This window comes from Streptomyces endocoffeicus (assembly GCF_016741935.1).
Lineage (GTDB): Bacteria > Actinomycetota > Actinomycetes > Streptomycetales > Streptomycetaceae > Streptomyces > Streptomyces endocoffeicus.
This window is the reverse complement of the sequence record NZ_JAERRG010000001.1, coordinates 1194992-1209191: the sequence shown is the minus strand read 5'-3', so window position 1 is coordinate 1209191 and position 14200 is coordinate 1194992. Positions and strand designations below refer to the sequence as shown.

At 70.5% G+C, this 14200-nt stretch carries 14 protein-coding genes; 7 read left to right on the top strand and 7 right to left on the bottom strand.

Translation table 11 applies throughout. The features are described 5' to 3' along the window. Window positions 1-16 precede the first annotated feature (16 nt). Window positions 17-574, bottom strand: coding sequence for a hypothetical protein (locus tag JK364_RS04760; RefSeq protein WP_307841155.1), 558 nt, complete (start codon window positions 572-574; stop codon window positions 17-19). Between the two features lie 430 nt (window positions 575-1004). Here JK364_RS04760 and JK364_RS04755 point away from each other — a divergent pair, with 430 nt between their 5' ends. Beyond that, window positions 1005-2402, top strand: coding sequence for a M28 family metallopeptidase (locus JK364_RS04755; RefSeq protein ID WP_201847771.1), 1398 nt, complete (start codon window positions 1005-1007; stop codon window positions 2400-2402). A 113-nt stretch (window positions 2403-2515) separates the two neighbouring features. On the opposite strand, the gene JK364_RS04750 is transcribed toward JK364_RS04755, so the two are convergent. After that, window positions 2516-4549 (bottom strand): M6 family metalloprotease domain-containing protein, encoded by a 2034-nt coding sequence (locus tag JK364_RS04750; RefSeq protein ID WP_201847769.1) that lies wholly within the window; start codon window positions 4547-4549, stop codon window positions 2516-2518. A gap of 487 nt (window positions 4550-5036) precedes the next feature. On the opposite strand from JK364_RS04750, the gene JK364_RS04745 reads away from it, so the two are divergent. Next, on the top strand, window positions 5037-6671 hold the full coding sequence (locus JK364_RS04745) for an AMP-binding protein (protein ID WP_201847767.1): 1635 nt from the start codon (window positions 5037-5039) through the stop codon (window positions 6669-6671). A gap of 110 nt (window positions 6672-6781) precedes the next feature. Here JK364_RS04745 and JK364_RS04740 read toward each other — a convergent pair whose 3' ends face one another. Continuing rightward, window positions 6782-7150 carry an arsenate reductase family protein gene (locus tag JK364_RS04740; RefSeq protein ID WP_044567769.1) on the bottom strand — a complete coding sequence of 123 codons (369 nt, stop codon included), beginning with the start codon at window positions 7148-7150 and terminating at the stop codon, window positions 6782-6784. Window positions 7151-7272: 122 nt separating this feature from the next. On the opposite strand from JK364_RS04740, the gene JK364_RS04735 reads away from it, so the two are divergent. The 4 genes from JK364_RS04735 (at window position 7273) to JK364_RS04720 (ending at window position 9710) form a co-directional block, all read left to right on the top strand. After that, on the top strand, window positions 7273-7596 hold the full coding sequence (locus tag JK364_RS04735; RefSeq protein WP_201847765.1) for a hypothetical protein: 324 nt from the start codon (window positions 7273-7275) through the stop codon (window positions 7594-7596). Between the two features lie 265 nt (window positions 7597-7861). Next, window positions 7862-8341, top strand: a complete 480-nt coding sequence (locus tag JK364_RS04730; protein ID WP_201847763.1) for a YflT domain-containing protein — start codon at window positions 7862-7864, stop codon at window positions 8339-8341. A 97-nt stretch (window positions 8342-8438) separates the two neighbouring features. After that, window positions 8439-8972 carry a hypothetical protein gene (locus tag JK364_RS04725; RefSeq protein WP_201847761.1) on the top strand — a complete coding sequence of 178 codons (534 nt, stop codon included), beginning with the start codon at window positions 8439-8441 and terminating at the stop codon, window positions 8970-8972. A gap of 69 nt (window positions 8973-9041) precedes the next feature. Next, complete coding sequence (locus JK364_RS04720; protein WP_201847759.1) at window positions 9042-9710, top strand: DUF305 domain-containing protein; 669 nt, start codon at window positions 9042-9044, stop codon at window positions 9708-9710. A gap of 77 nt (window positions 9711-9787) precedes the next feature. Here the strand turns inward: JK364_RS04720 and JK364_RS04715 are convergent, their stop codons facing one another. Then, window positions 9788-10504: a M56 family metallopeptidase gene (locus JK364_RS04715; RefSeq protein ID WP_307841154.1), complete on the bottom strand. Its 717-nt coding sequence runs from the start codon at window positions 10502-10504 to the stop codon at window positions 9788-9790. Window positions 10505-10701: 197 nt separating this feature from the next. Next, window positions 10702-11070: a BlaI/MecI/CopY family transcriptional regulator gene (locus JK364_RS04710; protein WP_201847755.1), complete on the bottom strand. Its 369-nt coding sequence runs from the start codon at window positions 11068-11070 to the stop codon at window positions 10702-10704. Between the two features lie 107 nt (window positions 11071-11177). Between JK364_RS04710 and JK364_RS04705 the strand changes: the two genes are divergently transcribed. Then, window positions 11178-11759 (top strand): TerD family protein, encoded by a 582-nt coding sequence (locus tag JK364_RS04705; protein WP_230991301.1) that lies wholly within the window; start codon window positions 11178-11180, stop codon window positions 11757-11759. 111 nt (window positions 11760-11870) lie between these two features. Here the strand turns inward: JK364_RS04705 and JK364_RS04700 are convergent, their stop codons facing one another. Beyond that, window positions 11871-12788 carry a hypothetical protein gene (locus tag JK364_RS04700; RefSeq protein WP_201847753.1) on the bottom strand — a complete coding sequence of 306 codons (918 nt, stop codon included), beginning with the start codon at window positions 12786-12788 and terminating at the stop codon, window positions 11871-11873. Continuing rightward, window positions 12788-14056: a VWA domain-containing protein gene (locus tag JK364_RS04695; protein ID WP_201847751.1), complete on the bottom strand. Its 1269-nt coding sequence runs from the start codon at window positions 14054-14056 to the stop codon at window positions 12788-12790. Before JK364_RS04695 ends, JK364_RS04700 begins: the two co-directional genes overlap by 1 nt. Window positions 14057-14200 lie beyond the last annotated feature (144 nt).

Below are 14200 nucleotides of genomic sequence, written 5' to 3'. Positions count from 1 at the left end.
TCCGGAACGCTGAACGCTATTGGCGGCGGCAGTCGTAACTGCCGTGCAAAATACTTCCGTCGGGGAAGGTGAAGCTCGTGGAGTTCTTGAAATGCCCTGGTCCGAGCACCTGGTAGTCATCCTTGAGGTCCAGCTTCACGCCCGTTGTCTGCCCCGATGCATTCGGTGTGATCACCTGGGTGAGGGGGCCCTTGAATATCAGGTGGCCGTCCTTCCAGCCGGACGAGGTGTAGTTTCCGGAGGAACCCCAGTTGTCGTGGTACTGGTTGATGAATGTCCCGTCCACGGGATTCCAGCCGAAGGACGAACGGCCGACCACGCTTCCGGGTTCGAGCGTGGCGTCCGTGTAGAGGTAATGTCCTCCCATGGCCCGCTTGGTGTTCAGCTTCAGCACCGCCGGCTTTCCGCCCGGCGGTGGGGTGTAGTCGCAGGTGTAGGAGCCGAGCAGAAAGTCCAGGTCGCGGATCTGCGGGGGAGCGGGGAGCGGATTCCTGCCGCGCGGCGGTTTGGCTCTGGTGTCGGGCTCGGCGTTCACCGGGGAGACGGTGAGCGCGATCAGGCTTACCGCGGCCACACCCACGACACCGGCCGGGACCTGTCGGCTCCACCTCCTCCGCCGGGCCGTGCCCCGCGGTTCCCGTTCCCGTTCCCGTTCCCGTTCCCGTTCCCGTTCCCGTTCCCGTTCCCGTTCCTCCGAGCTTTCGGTACGCACACTCGACTCCCAACCGTCAATCGGGCGCTGACCTGCGGCTGAACCGCCTGATCGGCGGCTTGTCCGGATACGGCGACCATCATTTGTGCCGTCGCCAAAGTGGGTCTAACGCCCGGCTTGGCCTCCTCCCGGCCGAGACGTGGCCTCCTCCCGGCCGAGGCCTGGCCTACGCCCGGATGAGAACCGGATGAGAAAGGGGGCGCCGCGAAAGAGGAGTACTGGCCTCGCATTAGTCCAGCTTTAGCCCGCCCGTCGACCATGAATGCCGACCATGGCGATGAGGAGGATGACGATGAGCGGCTGGCCGGAGCTGGAGAAGTACATCGATCGCGCGCCCACCTCGAAGGAGATGATGGCCTGGATCGAACTGATCGTCAGCCAGGGCATTCGCCGGGCGGGCTATCCGGCCGACGGCTGGACCGAGGAGTGGGCCGCCGAACAGTTCCGGGAGACGGGTCTGGAGGACGTACGGCTGGAGCCGCTGGACACGCCCGTCTGGCGGCCGCGGTCCGCCGCCTTCGAGATCTGGCCCACCGGTCGGCCCGATGAGGTCATCCGCTTCGAGGGACTCGCCCTGCCGTACACCACCCCGACCGAGGGCACCGAGGGCCCGCTGGTGCGGATGGAGGACGGGGAGGTGCGGGGCTCCATCGCGGTCCAGGAGATCGGCTTCACCCGGCTGCCGCAGACCGAGGTGCAGGCCCGGGCCACGGGCTCCTACGACCCCGAGGGCGTGTTCCCCGACCTCGTCCAGACCGTGCCCTTCGACCTTCCCCATGTGCTGGACTTCGACATCGCCATCAAGGACGGCGCCACGGCCTACGTCGGCCTGCTCACCGGACTGCCCTGGGAGACCAGCGACTTCTACTGGCCCTATGACGCCGAGCGGCGCTCCATCCCGGGCATCTGGCTGAGCGGCAAGGACGGGCAGCGGGTCCGCGAGCTGATGGCGTCGGGGGAGTGCGAGGGCCGGATCGTCTCCGATGCCACCATCACCGAGGAGACCACCCACAATGTGGTGGGCACCCTGCCCGGCGCCTCCGACCACTGGGTGATCGTCGGCTCACATCACGACGGTCCCTGGGCATCGGCCGTGGAGGACGCCTCCGGGGTGGCGCTCGTCCTGGCGCAGGCCAAGTTCTGGGCGTCGGTGCCGCAGGAACTGCGGCCGCACAACATGCTGTTCGTGCTGACGTCCGGCCACATGGCGGGCGCCGCGGGCACCCAGGCGTTCATCGCGGCGCACCCCGAGCTGTTCCCCCAGGTCGTCCTCGAAATGCATCTGGAGCACGCCGCACGCCAGGCCGAGGTGGTCGACGGGGAGGTCGTGCCCACCGACGACCCCGAGGTGCGCTGGTGGTTCACCACCCAGGCGCCCCAGTTGGAGCGGTTGGTGGCCGAGTCGCTCGCGGCGGAGGACCTGCGCCGCTCGTGGATCCTGTCGCCGACCGCCTTCGCGCCGAATCCCGCCACCGACGGCGCCTACTTCTACTACACGGGTGTGCCGCTGGTGCAGCTGATCACCACGCCCATGTACATCTTCGATCCGCGGGACACCCCGGACAAGGTGGACGAGCAGAGCCTGGTGCCGCTCACCAAGGGGGCGGCGCGGATCATCGCCGGTACGGCGGGCTGTGAGCCCGACACCCTCCGGGTGCCGATCCAGACCGCGGCCGACGAGACGGAGTAGGACCCCCGACGGGGACCCCCGATGGAATAGGACCGCCGACAGAGACCGCCGATGGAATAGGACCGCCGGACGGGGACGGCCCGCCGAGTTCCGGCGGGCCGTCGCCCGTCGCCCTACCGGCGACCCGACAGCCGGCACAGCGCCTTGGTGGTTCGGTGCGGATCGCTCTCGGAGCGGGCGGTGAGGACGACCGCGCCCCGTCGCTCGGCACCCTTCTTCGCGGCCACGGCGACCTCCACATCCACCGATTCACCGGCCCTGGCGGTGGCGAGACGGTTGGGCAGCCAGGCGGACCAGCCCCGGCCGACGGCCCTCGCCGACAGCCGGTAGACATCCGAGTCCACCGACATGGCCGGAGCCGTCGCCCGGTCCCCGGTGGCGCGTCCGGTGTTGTCGAGACCGAAGGTGCACACGGCCCGGGAGCGGGAGGGATCACCCTCGGCCTCACCGCGGTGCAGGGCCACTCCGCGGCGCTGCGGTCCGGCGCCGTCGAGGGACTTCACGGCGATGGTGTACGAGAGCACTCCGGACCTGTCGCGCTTGAGGTCGAGCACATAGAAGTGCAGCCGGTTGGCCCGGTCGAGGTACTCGTACTGGCTGCCGGAGTCGGCCCCGGCGTGGAAGAGCGCATCGCTGAGCTGCCGGTAGTCGCCCATGGTGATCTTCTGGTCGGTGCCGTCGGGACGCCGGAAGTCCACCAGGTCGATGTCCTCGGGGTGGGCGTCGACCACCCAGGCGAACGGGGCCCGGTCCTTGTTCTTGGTCTTGGCCAGCAGCACTCCGTGATCCGGGGTGAACGAGTCCATCCCCATGCGGTCGACGACCTCGACCGTGTAGTTGTCGTAGCCGCCGCCGTCGCACAGCGGGTCGGTGCCGTTGTCGCAGGGCTCCGACAGATCGCCGCCCATGGTGATGTTGACCCCGGAGAGCCCCTTCTCGCCCGGTGGCGCCGAGCGCGCGGTGACCCGGGCGACGACGAGACCGGAGCTCTTCAGCGCGTCGCGGTCCAGCCGCAGCACATTCTTCTCGTCCACGATGCCGAGCTTCAGCTTGTCGCGCAGCACATGCTGGGAGCCCATCGAGCCCCCGGCCGTGGCGGGGATCTGCCACCGGGTGTGCGGTCCGCCGGGGCCGTTGAAGGAGCCGCGGGAGAGCATGCTCCAGATACCGGTGTACGAACGGCTGAGGGGGGTGCCGTACGGGTTGTTGTAGTTGTCCCCGATGCCCAGGATGTGGCTGAGCTCATGGGCGTACACGGCCATCCCGGAGCTCTCGGCCTGCACCGACGACCCGTCGGCGGCGTTGGGCCAGATACGGGCGGCGGCCTGCCAGGACGTCCACGGCACATAGCGGGTCCGGGCGGAGTTGTCGCCCGCGGCGGCGGGCGGTCCCCAGGCGGCGGGTATGTCCGGTGCGCCCGGGAACTTCATCGGGCCGAACTCCTGCCAGGTGGACGACTCGTCCTGGCCGGCGGTGAGATAGAAGACGAAGTCGAACGAGTCCGCCTTGTCTGCGCCGACATCGGCCACCCAGGCGGCCTTGCCGTCCTCCCGGATGTCCTTGCCGCAGGTGTCCCCGGCCGGGCAGGCGCCCGGGTTCATCGAGTCCTCGACGCCGTACTGATAGGACTTGCCCGGCATGCGGTACACACCGAAGGCGGTCAGATCGACACCGATGCGGCCGCCGGAGTCCTCCATCCAGTACTCGTTGATGGTGTGACCGTTGTTCAACGGCCCCGGTGTGTTGAGGAAGTCCTGGTAGAAGCGCGGGAGGCGATCGCGCGGAATACCGGAGGCGCTCGGCTGCGGATTGCCGAACAGGGTGGACCCGGCCGGCCGGCTGACCGTGAACTCCTCGTCCGGATAGTCCAGAAGCACCAGCGCGCCCTTGAAGGTGCGCTGGGTGGGCTTGACGGAGGGGTCCGACCAGTGGGTACCGGGGACCGCGCGGTAGTCGGCCCAGGTCATGTCGTCGGGGTTGCGCCACTGCTGCGGATCGATCGGCCGCACCAGCGACGGCCGGGCGGGGCCGGCCGACGGTGTGCCGTCGGGAGTGGCCCGCGCGGGTCCGGCGGCGATGGCCGCGGCGGTGGCGAGGACGGTGGCGACGACGGTCAACCGGCCGACGGGTCTTCGGGGGAGGATCAAGGCTCACCTCGTGTCGGGCGTCTCGGAGCTCAGACATGACAAGCCGTGCGAGCGGTATGCCTACCGCTGCCCAAAGGTAGGACGGGGAAAGGGGGGACGCCAGAGTGCCTCGGGACGCCAGAGTGCGTCGGGACTGCTGAAGTGCGTCGGGACTGTCGAAGCGCCTCGGGACCGCCGGAGCGCTCGGAACGCCCGGGGCCGTCGCCCGTCCACCCCCACCCCGTTCCGGCCCGCGGATGCCGTCCCGGTCCCGGTACCGGAGGACGGCTGACGGGCCGGTCGGAAAGCGCGATAGCGTGTACCGGCCAACGGGAGCTGCCGCCGCCTGGGACTTCGTCAGCACCACCCGGGAACAGCCCACCCCGGAAGGCGAGGTGCGCCCGTGCCCCGAGGTGCGTCCGCGCTCGCCCGAAGCCGGGCACCGGCCCTCTCCCGTCCGGCGCGACTCGTGGATACCAGCACCTGGATACCAGCACTAGGAGCCCTCTTGACCAGCCCAGAACAGCGCATGGCTGACCTGCTCAAGACCTTCGGTGAGCCTGCGGCGAACACCGCGTACCTGCTGTGCGACAGGCACCCGGACGACGCCGTCGCGTTCACGGTGGTGGGCAAGGACATGACCGGCCATGACATGACGTACGGGGAGCTTCGGGACCGTTCCTCGCGCATGGCCGGTGCCCTGGCCGCCCTGGGAGTCGGAGTGGGCGACCGCGTCGCCACCTTGATGGGCAAATCCGCCGAACTGCTGGTCGCGAGCGTTGCGATCTGGCGGCTCGGGGCCGTTCAGGTGCCGTTGTTCACCGCGTTCGCCTCACCGGCCATCGCGTTGCGGATCACGGGCAACGACACCAAGGTCGTGATCACCGACGCCGACCAACGCCCCAAGCTGGACCCGGAGTCGGGCTTCCCCGGCGAGCGCCCCTGGCGGATCGTCACCACCGGGCCGGTCACCGGGGCCGATCTGTCCTTCGCGGAGCTGGCCGAGGAGCACGACCCGCTGTCCGAACCGGCGGCCGTGGGCGGCGACGGGCTCATCGTGGAGCTGTTCACCTCGGGCACCGCGGGCACGCCGAAGGCCGTCCCGATCCCGCTGCGGGCGGTCGCGAGCTTCGCCATGTACCAGCAGTTCGGCCTGGACCACCGGCCCACCGACGTCTTCTGGAACGCCGCCGACCCGGGCTGGGCCTACGGCCTGTACTACGCGCTCATCGGGCCTCTCGCCCTCGGACAGCGCGGACTGCTGCTGAACGGCCTGTTCTCCGCGGAGTCCACCTGGGAGGTGCTCTCCCGCTTCGGGGTCACCAACTTCGCCGCCGGGCCCACCGTCTACCGCAAGCTGCGCGCCTCCGGCATCCCCGCCCCCGCCGATCTGCGGCTGCGCTGCTGCTCCGCGGCGGGCGAACCGCTGCCCCCGGACGTCGTCGATTGGGCGCTCGAGACGCTCGGCGTCCCCGTGCGCGACCACTACGGCTCGACCGAGCTGGGCATGGTGGTCGCCCACGCGTGGCACCCGGACCTGTGCGACGAGATCAAGCCCGGCTCCATGGGCCGTCCGCTGCCCGGCTGGGGCGTGAAGGTGCTGCGCGAGGACACCAACTCCGCGCCGGCCCGCGTGGACGTCCCCGGACGGGTCGTGGTGGACATCGCCGACAGCCCGCTGATGTGGTTCAAGGGCTACCGCGAGGCCCCCGAGCAGACCGCCGAGAAGTTCAGCCCCGACGGGCGCTGGTTCTACACCGGTGACACCGCCGCCCGCGACGAGGAGGGCCATCTGTTCTTCTCCGGGCGCGGCGACGACATCATCCTGATGGCGGGCTACCGCATCGGCCCCTTCGAGGTGGAGACGGTGCTGCTGGAGCACGTCGCAGTGGCGGAGGCCGCCGTGGTCGGCGTACCGGACGACGAGTACGGCGAGGTCGTGGAGGCGTTCATCGTGCCGCGCCCGGGGATCGAGGCGGGCGACGCGCTCGCGGCCGAGCTGCAGCAGCTGGTCAGGGAGCGGTACGCCAAGCACGCCTATCCGCGGCACGTGCACTTCGTGGCCGAGCTGCCGAAGACCTCCAGCGGTAAGACCCAGCGGTTCCTGCTGCGCCCGCAGCAGGCCGCATCGCGGAGCCGCTGAGCCGGCCCGGCCCGAGGCACCGAGCACCACGTACGCCCCGGCGCCCCGGCGTCCCGTGCACGACACGGGACGCCGGGGCGTTTCCGTATCCCCGTGGCCTGGCTCTGAGGTCAGCCGCGGGACCGGGACAGCGCCTCCCGCACCGCCTCCTCCGTGCGCCCCACCACCGCCGAACCGTCGTCCGCCGTGATGATGGGCCGCTGGATCAGCTTGGGGTGCTCGGCGAGCGCCGCGATCCAGCGGTCCCGTGCGCTCTCCTCACGCGGCCAGTCCTTCAGGCCCAGCTCCTTCGCGGCCGCCTCCTGGGTCCGGGTGATGTCCCACGGCTCCAGCCCGAGCCGGTCGAGCGCCGCGCGGATCTCGTCCTGGCTCGGTACGTCCTCGAGATAGCGGCGCACGGTGTAACCGGCGCCCTCCGCGTCGAGCAGGGTGAGCGCGCTACGGCACTTCGAGCAGGCCGGATTGATCCAGATCTCCATGCCGCACACGGTACCGCGAGATCGCCTTGGAACGGGGTCTGACCAGGGGCCTTTGTCAGTACCCGGCCGTAGAATGGAGGGAGTTGAAGGGAAGGTTTCCCGACCAACTCAGGAGGTTGCCGATGGCCGTTGCCGGACCCCCTCTTCAGGATCTTCCGACCTTTCCGACCCTGCCGAAGAAGCGGATGCCGGCCGGGCGCCCGCGTGAGTGGTACGAGTCCCACAACCGCTGTCTGAAGGCCATGCGCCTGGCCATCGCGCTGCTCAACTCCGGTGTCTACCGCCCCGAGCAGGCGTCCAACCGCAGGATACGGTCCACGGCCGCCCGGATCGGCGTGCATCCGCCGTCCGACACCACCTGCCGGATGGTCCGCTCCCTCATCCGCACCGACCGCACCGACCGCGCCGACCGCACCGACCGCGCCGACCGCGCCGCCTGCGGCTGATACCCGTAAGGTCCGTCCCGTCTCCGGTTCCTTTCCGCTCGGCGGAAAGGAACCGGAGGCTTCCGGGAATCGCGCGGCGTCGGGCCGGATGGGAATTGAGCGGCGAAGAGTGCCGGGGAAATGTTACGGGGAGAGCCGCGGTGGCCGTTCCGGATATCCCGGCCGCGCGGACCCTCGGCGGGTTTCTCCGCTCTTTCCCCCGCCCCTCTCCCGTTGCGAGGGGACAGGCGCGGGCGCACGCTCTCCTTGACGGAGGGAGTCAGCGATGACCCAGCAACCGCCGTCGGAGGTGGTCGACCGCCCGGTCGTCGGCTCGTACCCGACCTACGCGGGCGCCCAGCGCGCGGTGGACTTCCTGGCCGACAACAAGTTCCCGGTGGAGCACACGGCGATCATCGGCTCGGACCTCCGGATGGTCGAGACCGTGCTCGGGCGGCTGACCAGGGGCCGTGCGGCGCTCGCGGGTGCCGGTACGGGGGCCTGGTTCGGGCTGCTGATCGGGCTGCTGCTGTCCGTGTTCGCGGCGGGCGCCCACAACGTGGTCGTGCTGCTGGTGAGCGGTCTGGTCTACGGCGCGGTGTTCGGCGCGATCTTCGGTTTCGTCGGGCACGCCATGACCGGAGGGCGGCGCGATTTCTCGTCCCGCAGCCAGATCGTGGCCGCGCGCTATGAGGTGGTGGCGGACGCCCAGGTCGCCGATGACGCGAAGAACATGCTGGCCAGGCTGGCGCTGCGGGAGGGCTGAGCGGCTCCGGGGGCTTTCGGGGGTCCGCACACGTACTAACGGCATTAGGAGTAGGGTGTGACTCCGAGAAAGATCACACCGACCCCGAGGAGCGACGGTGACCACCGGCAGGAGCATGCGCGCGGGCGGAGTCCTTCCGCGGCTTCTGCTCGTCGTCGTGCTCGCGCTCGGTGTCTTCGTCATGCACACCCTGGGCCATCCCGACGGCGGCTCCGGCGCGGGCATGACGCACTCGGCGCGCCATGCGCCCGGTGAGATGCGCCCCGGGTCGTACAAGGGCGACCCCGGGTCGTACAACGGCGGCCCCGGGTCGTACGGCGCCGATCACGGCGGCGGTACGGCCGCCACCGGCTCCGGACCGCAGCGGGTCGCGCCTGCCCTGTCCGCCGGGGCCGGGCATGCCCCGGCCGCGCCCGAGACAAAGCCACGCGAACCCATGACCGGTATGGACATGGCCTCGCTGTGTGTCGCGGTGCTCGGCGTCTGGGTGCTCGGAGCGCTCTTGGGTGCCGTGCTCACCCGCCGGAGCGGTCCGCCGCTGAGGCTTCCCGTGGCGGTGCCCGTCGTCGCGCGGCCCGATCCTCCCTCACCCGGCCCCGACCTCACTGCCCTGTCTGTTCTGCGGATATAGGCCGAACCGCGCGTAAAGCGCCGGTACGCCCATGGAACAGTCAACACTTGGCAAAAGAGGTATATCGACATGACCGCATTCACGCGTGTCCCGCGTCGGCCGCTCCACCGCCGTCTCGCCCTCGTGGGCGCCGTCGCCGCCGGAGGGCTGCTGCTCGCCGGCTGTGGCGGGAACGACGACATGAAGGACATGGACCACACGAGTGCGAAGGAGTCCGCCACCTCCGAGGCGACCGCGAGCTCCGCCGCGGGAGCGTTCAACGACGCGGACGTCAGCTTCGCGCAGATGATGATCCCGCACCATGAGCAGGCCCTGGAGATGGCCGGACTGGCCGACGACCGGGCCTCGAGCGCGCGGATCAAGAGCCTGGCGGGGCAGATCGAGAAGGCTCAGGACCCGGAGATCGTCACCCTGAAGTCCTGGCTCAAGGGCTGGGGCAAGCCGGAGAAGGCGTCCTCGGACGAGATGCCCGGAATGGACCACGGTGCAAGCGGTAAGGGTGCTATGGGCGGAATGATGTCCGAGGAGGACATGCGGAAGCTCAAGGCCGCCAAGGGGCCCGCCTTCGACCGGGCCTTCGCGAGCATGATGATCGACCATCACGAGGGCGCGATCGACATGGCGAAGGACGAGAAGAAGAACGGCCGTAACGCCAAGGCCAAGAAGCTCGCCGACGACGTCGTGAAGAGCCAGTCCGCCGAGGTCACCACCTTGCGGACGCTGCTCGACCGGCTCTGAGCCGCGTCACACCCCGCCCCGGGTCCTGCGGTCCCTCCGTATGGCCCGGGGCGGACCCTGGGGCGCGGCTCGGAGCGCTACATCCCGGGGGCGCAGCCCAGCAGGGGAGGCAGCAGCGGTAAGCCCACCGCGACCGCCGCCACCACGCCGCACAGCGCCGGATGCGGACGCCGCCGGGCATCCAGCATCCGCCGCAGCCGGACCACCGCGCCCGGTCCGCCCACGGCGAAGGCCCCGCCGGGGGCATGGGGTGCGTGGCCCGCCGCCATCGTGTAGAGGGCGGAGACGAGCGCGTGGCGCGGATGGCGGCGCAGCGCGCGGTCGTCCGCGGCCATCTCCAGTAGAAGCGCCGTCTGCGCCCTGGCCTCGCGCGCCAGCGGCAGCCACCGGAACACCCGGGCGAACGCCTCCGTGGCCGCCAGCGCCAGATGGTGGCGGCCCGCGATATGCGCGCGCTCATGCTCCAGTACGGACTCCAGCTGTGCGGGGGAGAGCAGCCGCAGCGCGCCCGCGCTCACCACGATCCGCGGCCTGCGGCCGGGCAGGCAGTAGGCCGCGGGCGTGTCATGGTCCAGCACGGTGGCGCGCAGCCGGGCCGAGCGCCGGCCGACCATGTCCAGAACGCCCCGGTGGCGGGCGCGGACGCGCCGGGCCCGCAGCACCTCATGACCGAAGCAGACGAGCGGAACCAGCGCCACCGAGGCCGGTGCGGCGATGGCCGGAACACCGATCGGGCCCGTGCCCGGGATTCGGGCGTTCAGCGTCAACCCACAGAACCGGAGCAAGCCGGACATTCCATTATGAAGATGCCAAGTTGGGGTGACGAGGTGATAAGTGGTCAGAGCGAGCGCGATGGTGAACGAAAGGACCAACCCATGCCAAACGGCAACCGCCAAGGCGGGTGCGCGATGCGGCCAGGCGCTGCGCGCCAGCGCCTTGGGGGCCGCTGCGCCGACCGCGGCGGCGTAGCAGGCCAGGGCGAGGGCGGCCGTCACGCCTTGGTCCGCCGCCCCGCGGTCCGCAGGGCCTTGCGCAGCGCGCTGACCTCGTCGGGGCCCATCTGCTCGACGAAGTGGGTGAGGGCGGCGGAGCGGTCCTCGCTGGTGCCGAGGGCGTCCTCCATCAGCGCCGCGGTGTACTCCTCGCGGCTGCGGACCGGTGAGTAGACCCACGCCCGGCCCTCCTTGGCGCGCAGCAGCCAGCCCTTGTTGTAGAGGATGGAGGCGACGGTCATCACCGTGGTATAGGCGACCGGACGGTGCTCGTTGATGTCGTCCACGATCTCCCGCACCGTCGTGGGACGCTGCCAAGCCCAGAGACGGTCCATGATCTCCGCCTCGAGCTCCCCCAACCGTCGCATGGACGCTTCCTTCCGCCGTTAGTACGGAGGCCCATAGTAGAGACCCCTCGGCGGGGCCCCGCACGCGGCTGTGGAAAAATCCTCAACTCGCCCTGCCCGCGATAGGCTTGACGCCACGCGCTTTCAAATCCGCACGGTTCGAGGGAAGGGAAGTCCGGGTGACTGGTCTCAACAAGGGGCTTCAGAAAATCGAGGTGGCGCTCAAGTGGGATCCGAGCCCCCTCGGTGAGCCGCCCCATGATCTCGACATCGTGGCCGGGACGTACCGCGCCGCCGATCCGTACGGTGCGCCCGCGTACCTCGTCCACTTCGACAGCCGCTCACCGGACGGCACCATCAACCTCAACCGGGACAGCCGCACCGGTCAGGGCCTTGGCACCGACGAGTCCATGACCCTCGAGCTCGAACGGCTGTCGTCCGAATACACGCGGGTGGTCGTCGGGATAACCATCCAGCAGGGCTCGGGGCGGAAGACGTTCGGGGATGTCCCGCACACCAGTGTCCGGATTCTCGAGGGATACACCGAACTCATGACGAGTGACTTCACCGGTGTCTCAGAAGCCACTTCCGCCACGGTTGCGGTATTCACCCGGGACGACGCGGGGGAATGGGGAATTCAGAGCGTTATTCGTGGATTCGACGCGGATCCCGAGGGCTTTGGGCAGCTCATGGGCAAGGACTATTCCTGAGCGTCCGGGCGACTTCCCGGGAGCTTTCCTGGCGCCGGGCCACCGGGGTCCGGCGCGGCGCGGGGCCCGCACGATCGCCGTGCGGGCCCCGCGCCGATTCCGGACATCGGGTCAGATGTCGGACCCTGTGCCGTTCTGCGGGCGGCCCGGAGAGCGCGGCCCCCGGGTGAGGGTGTAGCCGCCCACCCCGGCGAGCGCCGCCAGCGCCGCGCCGATCACGGTCCACACCCAGCGGTCCGACCACCAGCCGGAACCCCAGCCGTCCTCCGGCTCGGCGACCGCGTGCGGAATGTCCCCGCCCTTGTCGTCCGATGAATCCGATGAGTCCGATGAGTCCGATGAGTCCGATGAGTCCGCGGAATCCGAGGAGGCGTCGCCCGTCGGCTCGGAGTCCGTCCCGGGGGCCGTTCCGGCCCGCAGTACCGGATTGAGCGGCGTCATGTCCCCGCCGTCGGCATGCGCCCCGCCCGCGTCCCGTACGGACGCCTCGACCTCGGCGTCGATCGGCAGCCCGAGGTCCTCGGCGGGCAGATCGACGACGGTGAGCCGCACGTAATACGCGCCCTGCAGAGGGTCGTTGGCCCAGCGCTCGGACCAGGACCGCACCTGCCGCAGGGTGCAGCTCACGGTGACCGTCCGGTCCTGCTGGGCCGCCCGGCGCGACGGGGTGCCCGAGGCGCACGGCTGGTGGCGGCGCAGACCGTCGTAGACATCCAGCTGCCAGGTGGCGCTGCCGTGCCGGCTCGAGGCGTCGGGCAGCTTCAGCTCCGCCTCGACCTCGGGGACCTGCCCGGCGGCGGCCGGGAACACCCAGTACAGATAGTCGCCGGTGGAGGCCGCCGCGGTGGCCCGCTGACCGGGCTTGAGCTCGGTGGCGGTACGGAAGCTCGTCCCCGCCTCGGTGGGCGCTTCCGTGCCGCTCTTGCCGTCCGTGCCGTCCTTACCGTCCGCGGCGGCCGGTGCGGCGGCGGTCAGCCAGGCGGCGGCGCACAGGGTGAGCGCGGCGCCCAGGGTACGCAGGGCTCGCATCAGTTGGACCTCCAGACGGTGACACGCCAGCGGGCCAGCCAGCCCCACAGCAACCCCACGAGCAGCCCGCCCACGGTGAGCACGCCCAGCAGCACCCAGCCGCGGCCCAGGCCGAAGGCGGCCACATCGGCGGGCGGATCGTCGTTGCCCACCACATCGACGGCGAGTTCCACCGGAAGGCCCGGAGCGCGCTTGACGGAGGCAGGCGCGGAGAACGACTGGCTCAGCTCCACGCACACCGTCCGCGCCGTCTCGTCCTCGTCGTCGTCCACATCGGCGACCGGATAGCGCAGCCCGCTGGAGATGACGTCCGTACGGCCGCTGCCCGCCTCGCTGCCGCGCACCAGCTCCCGGCCGCCCGGGGTCACCGCCCGCACCAGCACGCCGTAGTCCGGGTCGACGGTGCGGTCCATGGCCACGCTCGCCGAGGCCCGCAGCTCCTGACCGGGCGCCACCCGCATCCGGTACCAGCGGTGTTCCCCGAAGCTCTCCCGGTCGCTGTAGAGGCCGGAGCCCAGGTACGGGGCCTTCGCGCACTGGGCGGCGCCCCGGACCGGCGTGGGCGTCTCCACGGGCGTGTCGGCGGAGCGCCGGACCAGCTGCTTGATACGGCTGGAGAGCTGGTCCCGGTGCTGGATCGCCGTGTACGTGCCACCGGTGGCCTCGGCGATGCAGCTGAGCTGCTCGCGGACCTTGCGGTCCAGCGTCAGCCCGAGCGTGTCGACGACCAGGTGGGTTCCCTGGGCGGCCAGTTCCCGGGCCACATCACACGGGTCCGGCAGACCGCAGGAGTCCTCGCCGTCCGTGATCAGCACGATCCGGCGGGTCCCCTCGCCGCCGGAGAGGTCCTTGGACGCGCCGCGCAGCGCGAGCCCGATGGGCGTCCAGCCGGTGGGGCGCAGCGTGGCGACGGCCGCCTTGGCCTCGGTGCGGTCCACCTGGCCCACCGGGTAGAGCCGCTCGCTGTCCTGGCAGCCGGCCTTACGGTCCTTGCCGGGGTAATTGGCGCCGAGGGTGCGGATGCCCAGCCGCACCTCTTCGGGTGTGGCGTCGAGCACCTCGTTGAACGCCTGCTTCGCTGCCGCCATCCGGGTGTCGCCGTCGACGTCGCGGGCCCGCATGGAGCCGCTGACATCGAGTACCAGCTCGACCTTGGGGGAATCGGGGGCCGGTTCGCCGGCCATGGCGGCGGGAGGGGATATCAGGCCGCAGGCGAGGGCCGCGAGCAGCCCCAACGCGCCTGTCGCCAGACGTTTCTTTATGATCACCGGCGCATCCTATGGAGCATCGTCCGACTGATCCAAAAGCCCGGCCACCGCGGTCGGGGCATACCGCGCCGGGTGTACGGACGGTGTCCGGGTACTCCCCGGGGAGTGGACGAGAATCCGTCTGGTGTCAGCCGCGGCGTTTGC